General features: G+C 68.6%; 16 protein-coding genes. 7 read left to right on the top strand and 9 right to left on the bottom strand.

Annotation, left to right across the window (positions count from 1 at the left end):
• Positions 1-59 precede the first annotated feature (59 nt).
• Positions 60-1,193: an Rpn family recombination-promoting nuclease/putative transposase gene (locus JL101_RS24010; RefSeq protein ID WP_203098075.1), complete on the top strand. Its 1,134-nt coding sequence runs from the start codon at positions 60-62 to the stop codon at positions 1,191-1,193.
• On the opposite strand, the gene JL101_RS24005 is transcribed toward JL101_RS24010, so the two are convergent.
• Positions 1,098-2,276 (bottom strand): benzoate/H(+) symporter BenE family transporter, encoded by a 1,179-nt coding sequence (locus JL101_RS24005; protein ID WP_203098074.1) that lies wholly within the window; start codon positions 2,274-2,276, stop codon positions 1,098-1,100. The two genes, JL101_RS24010 and JL101_RS24005, sit on opposite strands and share 96 nt — an antisense overlap.
• A gap of 89 nt (positions 2,277-2,365) precedes the next feature.
• On the opposite strand from JL101_RS24005, the gene JL101_RS24000 reads away from it, so the two are divergent.
• On the top strand, positions 2,366-3,061 hold the full coding sequence (locus JL101_RS24000) for a GntR family transcriptional regulator (protein ID WP_203098073.1): 696 nt from the start codon (positions 2,366-2,368) through the stop codon (positions 3,059-3,061).
• A 20-nt stretch (positions 3,062-3,081) separates the two neighbouring features.
• On the opposite strand, the gene JL101_RS23995 is transcribed toward JL101_RS24000, so the two are convergent.
• The gene (locus tag JL101_RS23995) at positions 3,082-4,731 is read right to left on the bottom strand and encodes a sensor histidine kinase (protein ID WP_203098072.1); all 1,650 of its coding nucleotides are present in this window, start codon (positions 4,729-4,731) and stop codon (positions 3,082-3,084) included.
• Positions 4,732-5,069: 338 nt separating this feature from the next.
• Between JL101_RS23995 and JL101_RS23990 the strand changes: the two genes are divergently transcribed.
• Positions 5,070-5,663 carry an HPF/RaiA family ribosome-associated protein gene (locus tag JL101_RS23990; protein WP_203098071.1) on the top strand — a complete coding sequence of 198 codons (594 nt, stop codon included), beginning with the start codon at positions 5,070-5,072 and terminating at the stop codon, positions 5,661-5,663.
• 62 nt (positions 5,664-5,725) lie between these two features.
• Here JL101_RS23990 and JL101_RS23985 read toward each other — a convergent pair whose 3' ends face one another.
• The gene (locus JL101_RS23985) at positions 5,726-6,151 is read right to left on the bottom strand and encodes a septal ring lytic transglycosylase RlpA family protein (RefSeq protein WP_228435124.1); all 426 of its coding nucleotides are present in this window, start codon (positions 6,149-6,151) and stop codon (positions 5,726-5,728) included.
• Between the two features lie 128 nt (positions 6,152-6,279).
• Positions 6,280-6,570: a hypothetical protein gene (locus JL101_RS23980; protein ID WP_203098069.1), complete on the bottom strand. Its 291-nt coding sequence runs from the start codon at positions 6,568-6,570 to the stop codon at positions 6,280-6,282.
• A 255-nt stretch (positions 6,571-6,825) separates the two neighbouring features.
• Between JL101_RS23980 and JL101_RS23975 the strand changes: the two genes are divergently transcribed.
• Positions 6,826-7,590, top strand: coding sequence for a transporter substrate-binding domain-containing protein (locus JL101_RS23975; RefSeq protein ID WP_203098068.1), 765 nt, complete (start codon positions 6,826-6,828; stop codon positions 7,588-7,590).
• Positions 7,591-7,605: 15 nt separating this feature from the next.
• Here the strand turns inward: JL101_RS23975 and JL101_RS23970 are convergent, their stop codons facing one another.
• A complete protein-coding gene (locus JL101_RS23970; protein ID WP_203098067.1) occupies positions 7,606-10,770 on the bottom strand; it encodes a PAS domain S-box protein in 3,165 nt (1,054 codons plus the stop codon).
• Between the two features lie 168 nt (positions 10,771-10,938).
• Between JL101_RS23970 and JL101_RS23965 the strand changes: the two genes are divergently transcribed.
• Both JL101_RS23965 and JL101_RS23960 read left to right on the top strand, forming a co-directional pair.
• Complete coding sequence (locus tag JL101_RS23965; RefSeq protein ID WP_203098066.1) at positions 10,939-11,364, top strand: OsmC family protein; 426 nt, start codon at positions 10,939-10,941, stop codon at positions 11,362-11,364.
• Positions 11,365-11,502: 138 nt separating this feature from the next.
• Positions 11,503-12,681, top strand: coding sequence for a glycosyltransferase family 2 protein (locus tag JL101_RS23960; RefSeq protein ID WP_203098065.1), 1,179 nt, complete (start codon positions 11,503-11,505; stop codon positions 12,679-12,681).
• A 24-nt stretch (positions 12,682-12,705) separates the two neighbouring features.
• On the opposite strand, the gene JL101_RS23955 is transcribed toward JL101_RS23960, so the two are convergent.
• From JL101_RS23955 to JL101_RS23940, 4 genes are all read right to left on the bottom strand, one after another.
• A complete protein-coding gene (locus JL101_RS23955) occupies positions 12,706-13,674 on the bottom strand; it encodes an autotransporter outer membrane beta-barrel domain-containing protein (protein ID WP_203098064.1) in 969 nt (322 codons plus the stop codon).
• A 63-nt stretch (positions 13,675-13,737) separates the two neighbouring features.
• Positions 13,738-15,414: a glycoside hydrolase family 17 protein gene (locus tag JL101_RS23950; RefSeq protein ID WP_203098063.1), complete on the bottom strand. Its 1,677-nt coding sequence runs from the start codon at positions 15,412-15,414 to the stop codon at positions 13,738-13,740.
• 89 nt (positions 15,415-15,503) lie between these two features.
• Positions 15,504-16,319, bottom strand: coding sequence for a TylF/MycF/NovP-related O-methyltransferase (locus JL101_RS23945; RefSeq protein ID WP_203098062.1), 816 nt, complete (start codon positions 16,317-16,319; stop codon positions 15,504-15,506).
• A 264-nt stretch (positions 16,320-16,583) separates the two neighbouring features.
• On the bottom strand, positions 16,584-18,020 hold the full coding sequence (locus tag JL101_RS23940; RefSeq protein ID WP_203098133.1) for a helix-turn-helix domain-containing protein: 1,437 nt from the start codon (positions 18,018-18,020) through the stop codon (positions 16,584-16,586).
• A 245-nt stretch (positions 18,021-18,265) separates the two neighbouring features.
• Between JL101_RS23940 and aceA the strand changes: the two genes are divergently transcribed.
• On the top strand, positions 18,266-19,555 hold the full coding sequence (gene aceA, locus JL101_RS23935) for an isocitrate lyase (protein WP_203098061.1): 1,290 nt from the start codon (positions 18,266-18,268) through the stop codon (positions 19,553-19,555).
• Positions 19,556-19,566: the final 11 nt, after the last annotated feature.

Here is a 19,566-nt window from a genome sequence, read left to right as displayed (position 1 = left end):
GGGGGCGGGCATCGGGTCACGTGCCCGGTGCCCGCCTCCTGCCATGGTATTCGGCTTCCATGTCCGCTCCGCACGAGGCCCTGTTCCGCGCCCTCCTGGACGATCCCCGCCGCGCGGGCATCCTGATCCGCGACTATCTTCCGGCCGATATCGTGAGCCGGCTGGCGGACGAGCCGCCGGTGCTGCTCGACGGCAGCTTCGTCGACCCGGAGCTGAACCCCACCCAGAGCGACCGGCTGTACGGGCTGGCGCTGCGCGACGCCGGGACCCTGCTGCTCCATGCCCTGGTCGAGCACAAGAGCTCTCCCTTCGCCTGGACGCCGGTCCAGGTGCTGGGATACCGGGTCGACATCTGGCGCCGCGTCGGCACGATCGGTCCCGACGGCAGGCTGCGGCTGCCCCCGATCATCACCCTGGTCTTCTATCACGGCCGGCGGCCCTGGACGGTCCCGACCTCGATCATCGGCTGCGTGGACGCCGACGAGGATCTTCGCCAACTCGCCGGCGACATGGGATACCTGCTGTGCGACGTCGGGCCGGTTCCCGACTCGGAGCTGTCATCGGATGCCGAGGTGCGGAACGGGCTGCGGGCGTTGAAGCATGTCTCCCGCCCCGGCGACCCGGAACCCCTGCTGGCCGCGGTGCTGGCGGAACTGCGCGAGGGGACGGTCTTTGAAGAGCAGGTCATCCGATATATGATCCGGGCGTTTCCAGCCATCACGGTCGAGCTTCTGACCCGGGTGGCGCGCAGGGTCAGGCCGGATCGGGAGGGGAACTTGATATCGCTCGCTGCGAAGGAATGGCTCAGCCAGGGCAGGACCGAGGGCATCGCCGAGGGGCTCGCGAAGGGCCGAGAGGAGGGGTTGCACCAGGGTATGGCCAGGGGCAAGGCGGACGCCATCCTGTTCTATCTGGAATCCCAGTTCGGGACGGTTCCTCCGGACCTTCAGGCCCGGGTGCGCCGGACCGCTCCGGAGGCGATGGATGCGCTTTTCCGCAAGGCGCTGGCCGTCACCTCCCTGGACGGCCTGTTCGACGACGGCAGGCCCCGCAGGTCTTATCGCGGGACCCTGATGCGGCGCTCCGGCCTCCGTCCCCTAGCGGGCCGCCCCGCTCCGCCCCAGGGCGAGGAGCAGTCCGCCGGCCACCAAGCCCCAGAAAGCGGAGCCGATCCCGAAGAAGCCGACGCCTGACGCCGTCGTGACGAAGGTCACGACCGCGGGCAGGCGTTCGTCGTCGCGGCCGAGCGCGCCGGCCAGGGCGCCCGCGAGGCTGGAGAGCAGGGCGAGGCCGGCGACGGCCTGGATCAGCAGGGGCGGGGAGGCGGCGATGAAGGATGCGGCGAAACCGGCGAACAGGCCCAGCAGGACATAGGCGACACCGGCCGCGACGGGGGCGAGGTAGCGGCGCGCCGGATCGGGGTGGGCTTCCGGCCCTGCGCAGAGCGCCGCGGTGATGGCGGCGAGGTTGACCGCGTGGCCGCCGAACAGGGCCGAGGCCGCGCTGAACAGCCCGGTCGAGACGAAGACCGGGGCGACCTGCGGCTGGTAGCCGTTGCCCCGCAGGACCGCGAGGCCCGGCACGTTCTGCGACGCCATGGTGACGATGAACAGGGGCAACGCGATGCTCACCACCGCCGGCAGGGTGAATTCCGGCATCACCAGAACCGGGTTCGGCCAGATGTCGGCCAGCGCGCCCTCGGGTATCGGGGTGGCGAACAGGATGATCAGGACGGTGACCAGCACGGCCAGCGGCACGGCGTAGAGCCGGGCGAAGCGCCAGCCCAGCGCCCAGGTGACGACGATCGGGAGCGCCAGTTCCGGCAGCGCGCCGACCGCCCGGACCGGCGCCAGGCAGAGGTCGAGCAGCACGCCGGCCAGCATGGCGCTCGCCAGGCCCATGGGGATCGCGACGACGGCGCGGCCGAACGGCCGCCACAGGCCGGCGAGCACCACCAGGCCCCCCGCGACGACGAAGGCGCCGACCGCCGCGGGGAAGCCGCCGTCCGGAACGCCGGTCGCGATCAGCAGGGCGGCGCCCGGTGTCGACCAAGCGATGCTGATCGGCTGGCGCGTCGCGATGCTGTGGGCAGCACCCAGCACCCCGGTCACGAGGCACAGCGCCAGCAGGCCGGACGCGGCCTGGGCGGGGGAGGCTCCGACTCCGGCGAGACCCTGGAGGACGATCGGGAAGGCGCTGCCGAACCCGACGAGGGCGGCCAGGAAGCCGGCGGTCGTGGGCTGGAGCAGGGACCGGAGTGCGGTATCCTTCCGCATGGCGGCTGTCCTCGTCGCTGGATCCGGGTTGGAAAACGATCGGGACGAGCCTACATGAAAATTGGATCCAATCAACACCTGGATATCGGATGAGCCTGAACCGCCCTTCCGCCTCGGCCGGCCTGGCCGCGCTGATCGCCGAGGCGCCGCCGCGCCACCGCACCGCCACCGGGTTCGTCGAGGCGACCCTGCGCACGGCCATCCTCACCGGCAAGTTGGCGGGCGGCACGCCGCTGCGGCAGGAGGACCTCGCGGAGGCGTTCCAGGTCAGTCGGATGCCGGTGCGCGAGGCCCTGCGCCAGCTCGAAGCCCAGGCGCTGGTCGATTTCGTCCCCCACCGGGGCGCCGTGGTGACGGAGATCTCCGCCGCGGACGCGGCGGATACCTATGCGATCCGGCTGGCGCTGGAGCCGGCGGCGCTGGCGCTGTCGATCCCGAAACTGGAGGAGGAGGATTTCGGCCGGGCCGCCGACCTGATCGGGGAGATGGACGACGAGGCCGACCCGTCCCGGATGGGCGAACTGAACCGGCGCTTCCACATGTCGCTCTATGTCCGCGCCGGGCACCCCAAGCTGCTGGCGCTGGTCGAGGCCCAGCTCGCGTCGTTCGACCGGTACCTACGTTTCCACCTCGCCGCCAAGGGACCGGAGCACATGTCCCAGGAGGACCACCGCCTCATGCTGGAGGCCGCGCGGGAGCGCGACGCCGCCCGGGCCACGGAGGTCCTGAGGCGGCATATCGGGACTGCGGCGGAGACGATCGCCCGGTTCTTCGCGGAGCGCTGAGCCGCTTCCGGCGGCCCGCCCTATTCCGCGGCGGCGGGCGGCAGGCTGATGCGTACCGTGGTCCCGGCGCCCTGGATGCTGTCGAGGGTGAGCGATCCGCCGTGGAGGTCGATGAAGGAGCGGGCCAGCGGCAGGCCCAGCCCGGTGCCTTCGAACCGGCGGTTGGTCGCGCAGTCGCCGCGGTGGAACGGTTCGAACACCCGGGTCAGTTCCGAGGCCGCGATTCCCAGACCGGTGTCCGCGATCTCGATCCCGAGGCCGGTGTCGCCGGAGTCGAGCCGGGCCGTGTCCACCGTCAGCCGGATGCTGCCGCCCGGCGGCGTGAACTTGACCGCGTTGGACAGGACGTTGAGCAGCGCCTGCTTGATCAGCCGCTCGTCCGCCCACAGGCGGGGCAGCGGCTGCCGGGCGATCCGGGTCTCGAACGCGATGCCGGCCGCCGCGGCGCGCGGCTCGATCAGACGGACCACGGACGACACCAGATGGTCCGCGTCGACCCAGTCATGGGCGAGATGGATCCGCCCGGTCTCGACCTTGGCGACGTCCATGATGTCGGAGACGATCTGGAGCAGCAGCTTGCCGCTGTCGAAGATGTCGGAGGCGTAGCCGACGTAGCGGGCGGAGCCGAGCGGGCCGAAGGTCTGGTTCTTCAGCAGTTCGGAGAAGCCGAGGATCGCGTTCAGCGGCGTGCGCAGCTCGTGGCTCATGGTCGCCAGGAACTCGGTCTTGGCGAGGTCGGCGAATTCGGCGCGGTCGGCCCGCTGCCTGGCTTCGCACAGCTCGACGCCGCGGGTTTCCGACGCGAGGATGGATGCGACCGCCGAGCGGGCCTCGGCCAGCAGGCCGGGCGGCAAGGTGGATGCCGGGTCCTCGAATTCGAGGGCTCCGTCGCAGCCGGTCCGGACGGCGCTGCTGCCCGTGAGATCCCGGAGGGCGGCGAACAGCGGGTCCAGGGCATCCTCCGCCGGCTCGCCGCGCAGGACCGCGCCCTGGGCGCGCACGACGGCGAGGAGGAGCGCCCTTTCCCTGTCGTCGAAGCCCGCATCGTCAGGCCCGGGATCACGGCGGCCGGCGTCCTTCCGGTCCGCGGCGCGTTCCAGCGTCGCGCGCAGCTCCGCCACGTCGTGGTTCGCCTGCTCCAGCAGGTCCGCCGAGCGGCGCTTCTCCAGGTGGAGGGCGACCAGCCGGCAGATCGTCCCGAGTTCGCTCGACAGGCGGGACAGCGGGACATCCGGGTCGTGCCGCAGGCGCAGCCAGCCATGGTGGGAGCGGCCGGCCCGCAGGGGAATCAGGTAGGTCCGGTCCTCGGCAGATCCGCGGCGGGAGACCAGGCGCAGGCTCCCGCAGGCGGGAGAGTCCGCCGCCGGTGTTTCCATATGCTGGGCCTGCTGGTCCCCGGTGTTGCCGAGCTGGAACTCGACGCCCGAGATGCCCGGTATGGTCTCCAGCAGGGCGGCGATCCTTCCGAGCGCCGGTTCCGGCGTCGGGACCTCGTCGAGGCCGTTGGCGGCGGTCAGGATCCGGTTCAGCGTCCGCGTCAGGAAGGTGTCGGGGGAGGAGGCTTCGCGGGAGGGGGCCGGGGACGCGACATGGGATCGCCCAAGCCGAACGACCGCGTCGCGACTGAAGATCGACCCATGTTGATCCTGGACGTCCATCTCGTTCGGCACTCTGCTGTCTCCCCGACGTCGCTCCATGCGACGGCCATAATCCTCGTTCCGGACAGATTATCGGCAAAAGTCTATTACCGCAGTCTTAACTCCAGGTTATAGATGTGAAGTAAATACTGGGATATGAGCAAGCGATATTTTGGATGAACCCGGAGGCAGGAAAGATATATTTTAAACTCGCAGGAATATCGTTTCATTTTCGCAGAAAGATGGGGCGTGAATCCCCGGCCGCGGCGGGGCCGCCCGATCACGGGTCGGGACTCCACGACCTGCGTGCCGATGCCGGCCTTCATCTGTTGGGAGGGGCATTGAACACGAAGCATCGAGGATCGAATACCATGGACGTTCCGCTGGAAATCGCCTTCCACAATCTCGAGCCCTCCGCAACTGTGGAAACCCGCGTGCGCGAACGTGTTGCCAAACTGGAGAAACTGTTTCCGCGTCTGGTGGCCTGCCGAGTGGTGGTCGAAGCGCCGCACCGGCAGCATCAGAAAGGCAACATCTACCGTGTCCGGATCGAGATGTCGGTGCCGGGCGACGACCTCGTGGTCAGCAAGGAGCCCAACCGGGCGACCGAGCGATTCGCGGACCCGGATGTCTATACCGTGCTGAAGGACGCCTTCGACACTGCCGAGCGCATGCTGAAGGGCTACAAGGGCAAGCTGTCGAGCGAGGTCACCAAGCCGCACGATGCGCCCATGCACGGCCACATCATGCGGATCAATCCCAACAATGATTTCGGCTTCCTGCGCACCGCCGAGGGAACCCAGCTCTGGTTCCACCGCAACTCGGTGATGAACGAGGAACTGGAGAGCTTCTCCGAGGGCGATCCGGTCCATTACGTGGAGGTCGTCGGGGAGACCGGGCCGCAGGCCAGCAAGGTCTGGCGCGTCAGCAGCGAGCACCAGCACCAGGACGAAGGGCAGGCCTGATCCCCGTGATCCGGCGTCGGCCTCCGGGGCCGGCGCCGTCCGGGGATCCTGTTCCCGAGGCCTCAGTTGGACGAGGCGGTCTGGTCGGATCCGGGATATTCGGCGACTTCGATCCGGACGCGGGCGGTGCCGTCGTCGGTCATGTCGAGCTTGCGGGCGGCGGCCCGCGACAGGTCGATGACCCGCTTCTTGGCATAGGGACCGCGGTCGTTGACCTTGACCTTGACGGCCTTGCCGTTCTCCAGGTTGGTCACCTTGACCACGGTGTTCAGGGGCAGCGAGCGGTGCGCCGCCGTCAGCTTGTTCTGGTCGAACCGCGCGCCGCTCGCGGTCTTCTTGCCGTGCAGGCCGGGGCCGTACCAGGACGCGGTCCCGACCTGCCTGAAATCGGCGCCGGGCTTTCCAGTCGAGTGGGCGGTATCGAAAGAGAATGGCAGGCAGATCGCAATCGCCAATGCGGTGGCAGTCAGGGTTTTCTTCAAGGTCATCAGTCGTTCCGGCCGTAGTTCACGCTGAGTCATAAACAGTCCACTCCGCAATTTGTTCCAGTTATGGAAATTGCGGAACTTTGCCACGATTTGAACGTTTTCTGCTCGTCTTGTCCAGATTCCGGAGTTTATGAATGCCCAACATCTTCGTCATCATCGGCGTGGTCGTCGTCATCATCGCGATCCTGTCGTTCCTCGGCCTGCGCTGACGGAAACCGGCCGCCTGCAATGCAGTCGTGATCCACGCCGGTCTTCGTCATCCGCGGGCTTGACCCGCGGATCTCAAGGCATGGTGGCGCCGCGAGGGAATGGGCGGTGATCGTCGCATGCGCAAAGGCATTGTGCAGGCAAAACAAACCCCTTTCGTCATGACCGGGCTTGCCCCGGTCATCGCCTGCAGACTCCACCAGCGCCGGCATGCAGGGAGATACCCGGATCAAGTCCGGGTATGACGAAAAGGGAGCGTTCCTACCCCTAATCAATCTTTGTTGGAAACGCGCGATCAACATGTCGGACAACCGTGGATCAATCTCGGTCATGACGACGCAGCGGATGTCGCTGCTCTTGTTCGCTGCCCCCCAGCTTTGGATTGCAGCGGCGATGGCACCCGCCGTTGACGCTACCCCTTTCGACCCCTAGTGTTCCGGGAGTGATCCGAACGGGGGCGCGGTGCCGTGATCAAGGCGTTGCTGGTGCTGGTCCTCCTGGGGCTGGCCTTTCCGGGGGTGGCGGGACTGTCGGCACCGGTGCGGGGCGAAACGCTCCGCATCGGGACCGACGCGCGATACCCGCCCTTCGCCTATTTCACCGCCGAAGGCCGGTTGACCGGGTTCGAGGTCGACCTGGGAAACCAGATCTGCGACAGCCTCGGCGCCGTCTGCCAGTGGGTCGATATCCCGTTCGAACAGCTTGTCCAGGCGCTTCGCGACGGCCGCGTCGACGCCGTCATGGCCAGCCTCGCGATCACGGAGGATCGGCGGCGGCTCGTGGCTTTCTCGGCCAAATACTACTCCACCCCGATCCGGTTCCTGGCGGACCGCGCCGAAACGGCGCCGGTCACGGCGGACAGCCTTGCCGGCCGGCGGATCGGCGTGGTCACCGGCACGGCCCATGTCGATCATCTCCTCCGAACCTACGGCCCCGCGGTCAAGCCGACCCTGTTCGAGACCCAGGGGGAGATGCTGGAAGCGCTCGTCGCGGGACGGCTGGACCTCGTGCTCGCCGACGGGCTGGGGCTCTGGCACTTCCTCAACACGCCGCAGGGCGCCGGTTTCGCCTGGATCGGGAATCCTTTCTACGTGGACGAGGGGATCGGCGTCGCCATGCGCCTCGGCGATACGGACCTGGTGGAGCGGGTGGACGCGGCGATCGACAGGCTGCTGCGCAACGGGACCTTCCTGAGAATCAACTCGCGCTATTTCCCGTTCAACATCTATTGATGCCGTCCCGGTCGGTCACGGCTCGCCGACCAGCCGGGCGACCATCGCCTTCAGGTCCGCCGGCTCGTAGGGCTTTTCGAGAACGGGCACGCCGGTCCTGCCCAGGAAGTCCCGCACGGCGTCGCTCAGCGTGTCGCCGGTAACGAAGACGATGCGCCCCAGCAGGTGGGGATGGCGGGCCTCCAGCTCGCGGTAGAGGCCGGGACCGTCCAGTCCGGGCATGCGGACGTCGCTGATCACCAGGTCGCAGGGATCCGAGGCGAGGCGTTCCAGCGCCTCCGCGCCGTTCTGGGCGACGGAGATGCAGTGGCCGTCGGGCTGGAGCATCTCGGCGAGGGTCAGGGCGATCTCGGGATCGTCGTCGACGATCAGCAGGTTCAGGGGCCGGACGTCCGCCGGGGCCTGCGGCGGCTCGGGCGCGGGGGCCGGGGCCGGATCGCGCGCCGGCAACTCGACGGCGAAGGTGGCGCCGCCGCCGGGCGTCTCGCCGAGGGCGATGGTGCCGCCGTGGCTGTCGATGATGTTGTGGCACATGGACAGCCCCACCCCGGTGCCGATCCCGGCCGGCTTGGTCGTGAAGAAGGGGTCGAAGATCCGGGTCCGGATGCCGGCCGGCACGCCGGGACCGTTGTCGGCCACGGTCAGGCGGATCACCGGCGGTCCGGGGACGCGGACGACCGAGACCTCCAGCCGCCGCGGTCCGGGAGCCCCCTGGAGCGCCTGCCGCGCGTTGACCACCAGGTTGGTGACCACCTGGTTCAATTGGTCGGCATCGCCCCACAGCCGGGCCGGCGCGGGCGACAAGGCAAGGGCCAGCTCGATCCCGTCGGTGCGCAGCGAGTATCCGACCAGCTCGACCGCGGCCAGCACGATCTCGTTCAGGTCGACCTCCTGCCGCTCCGGCGGGCTGCGCCGGGCCAGGGACAGGAAGGTCTTGACGATGCGGGCGCAGCGATCGGCGGCGCGGTGGATCTTGCGGGCGCGCTGGGCCGTCGGGTCGTCCGGCGCGGTTTCCTCCAGCAGGACGGACTGGCCGACCACCACCGACAGCGGGTTGTTCAGCTCGTGCGCCACGCCGGCCAGCAGCGAGCCCAATGCTGCCAGCTTCTCCGACTGGAGGAGCGCCTCGCGCTGGCTGGCGATCTGGGCCTGGGCGCGCCGGCGTTCGGTGATGTCGCGGACGAAGGCGGTGAAGACCGCCTGCCCGCCGGCCTTGACCTCGTTGACCGCCAGTTCCACCGGGAACACGGTGCCGTCGGAGCGCATCGCCTCGACCTCGACCCGGCGGCCGAGCAGGTGGCGCTCGCGGGTGTCGAAATAGTGCCGCATGCCGGCGGTGTGGCGGGCGCGCTGGAGCACCGGCATGATGATGTCGCCCAGCGGCCTGCCCAGCACGGAGTCCCGGTCATGGCCGAAGGTCTGCTCGGCCGCCGGGTTGAATTCGATGATCCGGCCCTCGGCGTCGCTGGTGATGATGCAGTCGAGGGAGGAGGCGATGACCGCGGCCTTCAGCGATTCCGACGCCCGCAGGCTCTCCTCCGCCCGCTTGTTCTCCGTGATGTCAGCGGTCGAGCCGGCGACCCGGAGCACCCAGTTGGTGCGCGGATCGCGCACCGCGGCCCCCGTGGTCGAGACCCAGCGCATCCTGCCGTCCCGCGACAGCAGGCGGTATTCCAGGGCCACCGTGTTCGACCGGCTCTTCAGGAAGGCGCGGTAGGCGCGGCGCACCCGCGTCGCGTCGGCGGGATGGATCTGCCGCGTCCAGGCCTCGGCCGAGGTGCCCAGGTCGGCGGCCGGGCCGCCGTAGAGCTCCGCCATGCGGGGCGAGTAATAAACGGTGCCGGTGACCAGGTCCCAGTCGTACAGGCCGGCGCTGGCGCCGTCGGCGGCCAGGGCGAACCGCTCGTTGCTGAGGCGGAGCGCGCGCTCCTTCTCCTCCTGCCGGGTTTTGAACTGACCCGCGATGCCGACCGCGAAGACCACGGAGGAGACCGCGGCCCCGGCATCGAACATGTTGGACGTGAGCAGGTTGGCCGGCAGCAGGTCGAGGCTGACCAGGCTGCGCGCCAAGCCGCCGCCCAGCAGGGCGGAGAAGGCGACCAGGAAGACCGGCCCGCCGTCCACCTTGAGGCGGATGGCGCCGAGCCCGGCATGGAGGAACACCGCGACCATGCCGATCACGCACCACGGCAGCAGCCTGTTGACGAGCAGGCGGTCGAAGGCCGCCAGCACGGCCAGGGACGCCAGCGTCAGGACCAGCAGGCGGAGCACGCGGTAGAAGGCCGGCATGTGTCTCCGGACCGCCAGGAAGCTGTCGGCGAACAGGATGCCGGTGATCATGGCCAGCAGGATCGACAGCGGCACCGAATAGCCGGTCCACCACGGCATGCCGCGCCACAGGTACTCGGCCAGGAAGCCGTTCGCCGAGGCGATGTAGAAGGTGACCGACAGCTGCATCAGGATCAGGTAGAGCTGGCAGCGCTCGCGCATGACCCGCCAGATGAAGAACAGGTAGACGCAGACCGTCATCAGGATGCCGAACAGGGTCCCGAACAGGAGCTGCTCGGACCGGTCGGAGGTGTAGAGCGACGCCACGGACTGGATGACCAGCGGGATCGTCAGCGTGCCGCGGTTCTCCACCCGGACATAGAGGGTCGGCTGCTCGGCCGGCTGGAGCCAGAGGGGGAAGACGGGATAGCGGTGGGCCAGCCGGAAATAGCTCCGCGATGCCAGCATGCCGCCCTCCAGCGCCGTCCAGCCGCCGTCCGGCCGGGGCACATAGACCGTGACCCGGTCGACCAGGGCCTCGCGGAACACCAGGAACCAGTCCCGGTGGACCGCCAGGATGCTGTTCAGGGTGACTCTCGCCCAGACGGCGGACCGGGTCAGGCCGAAATTCGGCTCGTCCGCCCGGCCGGGCTGGAAGCGGTGCGAGAACTCGGGGGTAGCCACCCGGTCGATGGTCAGGCGGCCGGTCGGGTCCTCGAACAGCTCCATGTCGCGTCCGAGCGCGTAGACATCCATCTCGTTGACCAGCATGACCGTCCGGGCGGCGTTCTGCGCCTGGGCGGAACCGGCCGAGGCGGCAAGCAGGCAGACGCAGACCATCAGCGCCGCAGCCAGGGCTGCGGCGGCCCGCGGGACCGTCGAACCGACGGGGAAGGCCGCTCGTTGAGGCATGATGCTCCGGACGGACGATCACCGCCCGACGATGATCCAGGCGCGCCCGCGCCGCCAAGCAGGATGTAAGGGCGTGACATCGTGAAACGGGCCGGCCCGGAAGAGGCGGGACCTTAACGCCCGCCGGCGTGTTCTGCAGGCACGGACCCCTATCGACGGAGGACGATCATGGCAGTGCGGACGGCGGAAGCCGAATGGCGCGGCGCGCTCAAGGACGGGACCGGCCGGATCAGGACCGGCAGCGGCGTCGTGGACAGCGCCTATTCCTTCCCGTCGCGTTTCGAATCGGGCAGCGGCACCAACCCCGAGGAGCTGATCGCGGCGGCCCACGCCGGCTGCTTCTCCATGGCGCTGGCCCATGGGCTCGCGGGCGCCGGCCATCCGGCGGAGCGGGTCTCGACCACCGCCAAGGTCCACCTGGAGAAGGCGGACGGCGGGTTCAGGATCAGCCGGATCGACCTGGTCTGCGAGGCCGAGGTCCCCGGCATCGACGAGGCGGGATTCCGGAAGCAGGCCGAGGAAGCCAAGGCCGGCTGCCCCGTCTCCAAGGCGCTGGCGGCGACGGAGATCACCCTGGACGCCAGGCTGGCTTGAGGGACCCGGGACGAATCGGTCGATCCCACCGTGCCGGACCACCGATGACCATGTACAGTGACTCCCATGGGTGAGGATATCCCGGCGGCGGCCGACCGGAGCCCCACCCGAACGGATCGGCCGAACGGGAACCGGGAGATGAAGCGCCTGACCTGCACCGTGATCATTCCCACCTTCAACCGGGCGGGCTACATCGCGGATGCGATCGACAGCATACTGGGCCAGACCAGGGCGCCGGACCAAGTCATCGTGGTCGACGACGGCTCGACCGACGATACCCTGGCGGTGCTGGAGGCCTATTCGGGCCGGATCGAAGTCGTCTCCAAGCCGAACGGCGGCAAGTCGACGGCCATCAACAGGGCGGTGCCGCTGGCTAGGGGCGACTGCATCTGGGTCTTCGACGACGACGACGTGGCGCTGCCCGACGCGCTGGACCGCCACTTGACCGCCCTGGAGCGGAACCCCGAGGCCGGGTTCACCTACAGCGCGGTCCAGGTGGGACGTTCCGGACCCGACGGCCGGATCGCCGTCGAGTACGAGGCGAGGCTTTGGCCGGCGAAGGCGGACGAGTTCCTGATCCGGATGATGGAGCACTGCTTCGTCTACGGCCAGCCGGCCGTCGTCGCCAGGACCGAGTGCCTGGTGCGGGTCGGACTGTTCGACGAACGGCTGGTCCGGTGCCAAGACTACGACATCATGCTGAAGCTCGCGCGCCACTACCCGCCGGCGCGGATCGAGGAGCCCACCTTCATCCAGCGCCGGCACCCGGGGACCCGCGGCACCCTGGCCCAGTCGCTCAGCGGCGCGGACCCTTCCGTCGCGTGGAGCCGCTACAACAGGATCTTCATCTCGGAGCTGCTGGACGGGCTGCCCCTGGACCGCTATGTCCCGACATCCAGGGCCTACAGCGAGCAGACCGCCCGGATCCAGCGCTTCGCGATCGCGACGCGGCACGTCGTCCCGGACAAGGCCGGGCAGGACCTGGCCTGGATCGTCAGGAACGGGAAGGAGCTGACCGCCGCCGAGCGCCGCATCCTGATCGGCGCGCTGACCCATTTCACCGCGCTGCGCGAGATCGACACCGACCATTGCCGCCGGCTCGCGCGGGCGTGCAGGGGGCGGATAGGCCGGCAGATCCGGGTTTCGCTGGCCAAAGGGCTGATCTACGAGGCGATGGCGGCCTTCCGGAAGCGGCGGTTCTCCGAGTTGCGCACCCTGATGCCGCGGATCGTCGCCCTGGTCGGCATGGCCGGGGCCGCCGAACTGCTGCGCGAAAAGCTGGGGCGGCCCCCGGGACGCCTGTCTCCCTCGCCCTGACGGGCGGAGGCTGCGGCAGTTCCGTCAGAACTTGACCTTCAGCGCCGCCCGCAGGGTATGGATCCGGGCCTGGGTGGTGGAGTGGTCGATCGTCAGGATGCCGCCGTCGCGGTGGTGGGCGGTGAGGCCGAAGCGGATGCTGGTCTCGGTCGGCTGCACCGCCGCGTCGGCCAGTTCGTGGATATGCTCGATGCCGGCCCGCGGCATCAGCGTGCCCCACAGGTAATCGATGCGGTAGCTGGCCTGCACCCCGACGGTCCCGGTCGCGAGCTCGCTGTCGGCGTCGGAGTCGCCGCCCTCGGCCGCGGCATAGTTGAAGCGGGTGGTGGCGGCGAGGATCAGGCCGCCGTCCAGCCGAAGTTCGTTGCGGAGGCCCAGGCCGCCGAACATCAGGTCGGCCCCTCCGGTCGCGAAGGACAGGTCGCCGGTCCCGGCGACCGCGTCGAGCGTCAGGCCGGGCTTCACCATGTGGGCGCCGTAGACGGCGATGCTGCGGCCCGACAGCTTCTCCGCCGTCGCGACATAGCCGCCGGCGACGCCGATCGAGCTGTGGTCGCCGACCTGCATGTCGGCCCCCGCCGTCAGGCCGGGCGTCTCCAGCATGGTGCCGCCGCGCTCGTGCCGGCCGGCCTTCTTCGCGAGGCGCGCGCTGCCGCTGAAGAAGGTGCCGACCGGGCCGGTGCGGGAATCCTTGAGGGCCGGCGGCATGAAGCGCGAGAAGGCACGTAGCGGCACCTGCTTCTCGTCCAGTTCCAGCCTGAGCCGTTCGGCGCGGTTGCCGCCGTTGGGCGCGCCGCCGGCATGGGATGCGTGGAGATCGTTGAGCCGGTTGATCACGGCGCGGGTCTGCTGTCCGGCCGCGATCACCGCGTTGTTCAGGTCGGCCGGATCGATGGCGGGGTCGGCCCGGGACGATGCCGAACAACCCAGGGCGATGGCGACGACGCCGGCCAGCAGCCGCGCCGGCGATTTCGTATTAACCCGATGAGGCATCCCGGCCCCCTCCTTACTCCCAAAGTTCGGAGCACAGGGTGGGCGGGCCGGGTTTTCATATGGTTAACGAGATGCTGATAAAATGCTTTTGGTTGACGAAACCTTGCTGCGGGCCGCCGCGATTGCAGCCGCGTAGGGTATGGCGGTGAGCACCAGGAGCCCCGCCCAGGCCATCGCCTCCGTGTTGACGGTGCCTTCCCGAATCACGATGCCCGCGGCGCCGAGCGGCAGGAGCACGGCCAGGGCGAGCGCCGCCCGTCCGGCCGGGACCGACGACAAGGCCGCCGAAGCGCCGCCCAGGGCGCCTCGTACCGTCAGCGAGTGCAGCCCGCCGCCCTGGAGGGCGAGGCGGACCAGCCCCAGCGCCGGCAGGGCCAAGCCCGGGACCAGGTAGTCGGGAACGGGGAAGTCCCGGTAGCGCCCGTCGAAGATCAGCAGCGCGGTCGCGACGACCGCCACCGCCGCCATGATCCAGGCCGCCGCGGCGCCGGCGCCGGCCAGCATCCCGGCCTTCCCGTCCCGTGGGTCCGCCAGGAGGCGGGCCGCCGATTCGAGTATCGCCGCGGCCAGGACGACCTCCAGCGCGAACAGCAGGGCGGCGCGGACGGTTTCGAACGGGTAATAGGTCTGGGTCCAGGCGACGTGCCCGGCCAGGACCAGGGCGCTCGCCATGCCCTGGGCCAGGATCGCCAGGACCAGCGCGCGGCCGGGCCGCAGGGAGCCGGCGAGCCCCGGCACCGCCGCCGCGGCGGCCAGTACGGCCACCACCGCGAGGCCGCTCGACAGCGCGAAGTGGCGCATCCAGTCCGGATTCTCGACGACCGGCCCGGCGAGCGAGAACTTGCGGTCGCGGTCGGTGGAGAACAGGCCCCAGTTGGCGCCGACGGTGCCCTCGTTGGCCGATTTCCAGCCCTGGTCGAAGGCTTCGACGATGTTGTACTGGAAGCCCTCCCGCTCGGCCATGCGGACGAACAGGTTGACGAACCGGGCCTTGTTGACCAGCCCGGTCTCGGCCGGGCCGCGGGTCCGCCCGGCGGTCGGCCAGCCGACCTCGCCGACCAGGATCGGCTTGCCGGGGAAACGCTCGTGGATCTCGCGGTAGGCTTCGAGGATGCGTTCCTCGGCGCCCTCGACGCCGGCCGGGACGTCCTCCCAGTAGGGCAGCAGGTGGATGGTGATGAAGTCCACCTCGTCCGCCATCTGCGGGTATTTCAGCCACCATTCCCAGACGTCGGCATAGGTCACGGGCTGCTCCACCTGGGCCTTGACCCGGCGGATATAGTCGACGAGCTGCTCGACGGTGCGGTCGCCGCGCAGAAGCACCTCGTTGCCGACGATCACGCGGTCGATCACGTCGGGATACTCGTTGGCGAGGCGGATCTGGGCGGCGATCTCCTCCTCGTTCAGGTCGGTCTTGGGCCCGATCCAGGAGCCCTGCATCACCTTGAGCCCGTACTTGCGGGCGAGCGGCGGGACGTTCTCCAGCCCTTCGCGGCTGGTGTAGGTCCGGACCGCCGTGACCTCGTCCTTCAGCAGGCGGAGATCCTCCTCGATCTGGGCCGGCGTCGGGTAGACCATGGTCAGCGGGCTCTGCCCGTCGCGGAACGGCGCGAAGGACACGCTTTGCAGCTTGCCGCCGGGAGGCGGCTCGAGCGGTTGGGGACGATTGGGGAGCGCCCACAGGGCGAAGTTGCCCAGGACGGCGACGGCCAGCACGGCCAGTAGGACGGGGACACGCATGGCGGCGATATCTACACGAAATCGCCGCCACCCGGCATTGAAAAACGGCCCCGCCCGGCACCGGTCCCGGCGGGGGCTCCGGCCTGCCGTCAGGCGTTCGGCCGGGCCTTGGTCCGGGTCAGCAGGAACACGGCCGAATTCTCGTCATAGGCCGGCAGCTGGGTCGTCGTGATGTCCGGGTTGCGGCGCAGGAACTCGTCGAAGGCGCGCTTCTCGCCCAGGTTCTGCTCCGCCAGGCCGCCGGCGTGCCAGTCGTCGAACAGGAAGACCGCGTGGTCGCCGACCAGGGGTTCGACGAAGGCCAGCGAATCGCGGGCCGAGGTGTAGATGTCGCAGTCGATCATGGCGATGCCGACATGGCGGATGCCGTGCCGCTCGACCAGGTCGGGAGTCAGCGTGTCCTTGAACCAGCCCTTGATCAGGAAGGTCTTGCTCCAGTCCACGCCGCGGCGGGTCAGCAGCTTGCGGGCGAACTCGATCGACGAGGCGAGCTGGCCGCTGCTCCAGAGCTGGTTGTCCTGATGGTCGGTCTCCGGCGGCAGCCCCTCGAAGCTGTCGAAGCCGAACTGGCGGACGCCGGACGTGCCGGTCCGGGCCAGCGCGTCGTGCATGCAGGCCATGGACGAGCCGTAGCAGACGCCGAATTCCATGTAGTCGCCGATCGGCTTGCCGCCGTTCAGGCCGCGCAGGCGCTCGATGGCGTCGACGAAGCTGGCGGTGAGCTTCTGCTCGGGCACGAGGCCCTGGCCGGCCAGCGCCCGCCGCTGGGTGCGGACCCGGTACAACCAGCGGTTCACCCTGCGGGACGGCTCGAACAGGCCGAGGGCCATCAGCAGGCGATAGAATGGCTTATTGAAGCGTTCGGCACCGAGGGGCCGAGCGGTATCGCTGTCGTTGACCGTCATCGGAGCCAAGTTCCTGCAATAGTTTCATCAGGCATCATGAACGGTTGAAGACCATATTGGCTGCTTCGATACCAGGATTTATATGTCGTGCCCCAAGAGAAGGTGCAAAGTGGTTATTGACACGTCAAACAAAAGACTGAATTTCGAGGAATATAAGCAGTTTTTCAGGCAAAAAATTACCATGTGCGACAATTTTGGTCAAAGTCTGAAACTGAAGACTGCACTTTAAAAGACTGGTTCGCTCTTTCAACCTGCCAAGGTGCGTCAAAGTTCCGTCTGTTGCTGGCCCGGTATGAAGAAGTAAGTGGACAGGCCGCGCTGGTTCTCGTCGATGATCAGGCGGTGGTTCAGCGGCGGGAAGGCCCGCTGGCTGCAGTCCAGGCGCGGGCATAGGCGGCAGTTGACGCCGATCGGCGTCGCGGCGCCGACATTGTCCAGGTCGACGCCTTCGGCATAGACCAGCTGCCCGGCATGGGCGACGTCGCAGCCCAGCCCGATGGCGAACTGCTGGGGCGGGCTGCGCCAGCCGCCGCCGCTCTTGTCCACCGTGCGGGCGATGCTGAAATAGGTCGTGCCGTCCGGCATCCGGGCCAGCTGGGTCATGATCTGCCCCGGCGACCGGAAGGCGTCATGGACGTTCCAGCGCGGACAGGCGCCGCCGAACCGCGCGAAGTTCAGGCTGCCGGCGCTGAACCGCTTGCTGACGTTGCCCGCGTTGTCCACCCGGATCAAGAAAAACGGCACGCCCTTGGCGCCCGGCCGCTGGAGCGTGGTCAGCCGGTGGCAGACCTGCTCGAAGCTGGCGTCGAACCGGTGGCCCAGGATCTCGATGTCGTACCGGACCGACCGGGCCGCCTCGATGAAGCGGTCGTAGGGCATCAGGACGGCGCCGGCGAAATAGTTGGACAGCCCGATGCGGGTCAGCCGCCGCGCCTCGTCGCCCGAGAGGGACGTTCCGGCGGCGAGGCGGTCCAACAGGTCGCGGTGGTGAAGCAGGGCGATCTGGCAGGCGAGCTGGAAATTGCGGCCGCTCGGCGGCAGCATCTCCGACAGCAGGATGCGTCGGCTGTGCCGGTCGAACCGGCGCAGGCCGGTGCCCATCACGTCCATCGGCATCAGCTTGACGCGCACGCCGTGGGCGCGGCTGAGAAAGTCGGTCAGGCCGCGGTAAAGGTCGCCGCTCTCCACCTTCAGGTCGCTCCACAACTCCTCCGCGGCACTTTCCAGCTCGGGGAAATGGTTGCCCTGGGCGTGGAAGAAATCGCGGACCTCCTCCACCGGGAAGGCCGCGGCCTGGACGACCTGGAGCTTGTCGCGGTCAGCCACCCGCCCGGCCAGCGCCTCGATGTCCTCGCGCGATTCGCGGTAGGCCTGGTAGAGCGTGACGACCGCCTGGCCCAGGGTCGGGGCGACGGCGGCCAGCTCGCGGAAATCGGAGTTCTTGACGTCGCTGCCGGCGAACAGCGGGTCGGCGAACACCTCGCGCAGCCCCGCGATCAGCCGGCTCTCCTCGTCCTCGGCGAAGGCCTGGAGGTCGATCTCGAAGGCCTGCCCCAGCTTCAGCAGGAGCTGGACCGTCACCGGGCGCTGGTTGTGCTCGATCAGGTTGAGGTAGCTGGCCGAGATGCCGAGCTGCTCCGCCATCTGCGCCTGGGTCAGGTTGTGGTCGCGCCGCAGCCGGCGGACCTTGTGCCCCAGCATCGCCTTCTTGTCCGCTCCCACCGGCCGTCCCCCGTCTTCGCCGCAGTGCCGCAAAATTTACAAGCTTTACGAATTTACGGCAAGCGAGTAACTGACCTTTACAGGATTACCCTTTTACAATCAGGCACTTATTGCTCGCCGTGCATTATAGCGATACCTGTTGTTCATCGCTGCACCGCACCTTCCGAAGCGATGCAGGCAGGGGCACCGGCCCCGGAGAAGGGTATAAGAAGGAGATCGCGACCATGGCACCGCTCGACCACAGCACCGGCTTCAACGCCGTCGAAGAAATCCACGCCAAACGCTGGAACGGCATCAAGCGCGATTACACCCTGGAGGACGTGGCCCGGCTGAGCGGCTCGGTCCGGATCGAGTACACGCTGGCCGAACTGGGCGCGCGGCGCCTGTGGGAGCTGCTGCACACCCGCCCCTACGTCCATTCGCTGGGCGCCTTCACCGGTAACCAGGCCATGCAGATGGTCAAGGCCGGGCTGGAGGCGATCTACCTCTCCGGCTGGCAGGTCGCGGCCGACGCCAACCTGGCCGGATCCATGTACCCGGACCAGAGCCTCTATCCGGCCAACTCCGTCCCGTCGGTGGTCAAGCGTATCAACAACGCGCTCCAGCGCGCCGACCAGATCCACCACATGGAAGGTAAGTCCGGCACCTACTGGTTCGCGCCGATCATCGCCGACGCCGAGGCCGGCTTCGGCGGGCCGCTGAACGCCTTCGAGCTGATGAAGGCCATGATCGAGGCGGGCGCCGCGGGCGTCCATTTCGAGGACCAGCTCGCGTCTGAGAAGAAGTGCGGCCATCTCGGCGGCAAGGTGCTGCTGCCGATCCAGCAGTTCGTCCGGACGCTGAATGCCGCCCGCATGGGCGCCGACGTCTGCGGCACCTCGACCCTGCTGATGGCCCGCACCGACGCGGAGAGCGCGCAGCTGATCACGTCCGACATCGACGAGCGCGACCACCCCTTCATCGACCGCGAGGACCGCACGCCGGAAGGCTTCTACCGCATCAAGAAGGGCGTCGGCGTCGATTACTGCATCGCCCGAGGCCTGGCCTACGCGCCCTATGCGGACCTGCTGTGGTGGGAGACCAGCAAGCCCAACCTGGAGGACGCCCGCCGGTTCGCCGAGGCGATCCACAAGGAGTTCCCGGGCAAGATGCTGGCCTACAACTGCTCGCCCAGCTTCAACTGGAAGGCCAACCTGGACGACGCCACGATCGCCCGCTTCCAGCAGGAGATCGGCGCCATGGGCTACAAGTACCAGTTCGTCACGTTGGCGGGCTTCCACAGCCTGAACTACGCCACCTTCGACTTGGCGCGCGGCTACAAGGAGCGCGGCATGGCGGCCTATTCCGAGCTCCAGCAGAAGGAGTTCGCGGCCGAGAAGGAGGGCTTCACCGCGGTCAAGCACCAGCGCGAGGTCGGCACCGGCTATTTCGACGCGGTCAGCGTCGCGGTGTCGGGCGGCAAGTCCTCGACCACCGCGATGAAGGACAGCACCGAGAGCGACCAGTTCCACTGATCCGCTCCGCC

Source organism: Skermanella rosea, assembly GCF_016806835.2.
Taxonomy (GTDB): Bacteria; Pseudomonadota; Alphaproteobacteria; order Azospirillales; family Azospirillaceae; genus Skermanella; species Skermanella rosea.
This window is presented reverse-complemented; position numbering and strand designations above follow the sequence as displayed.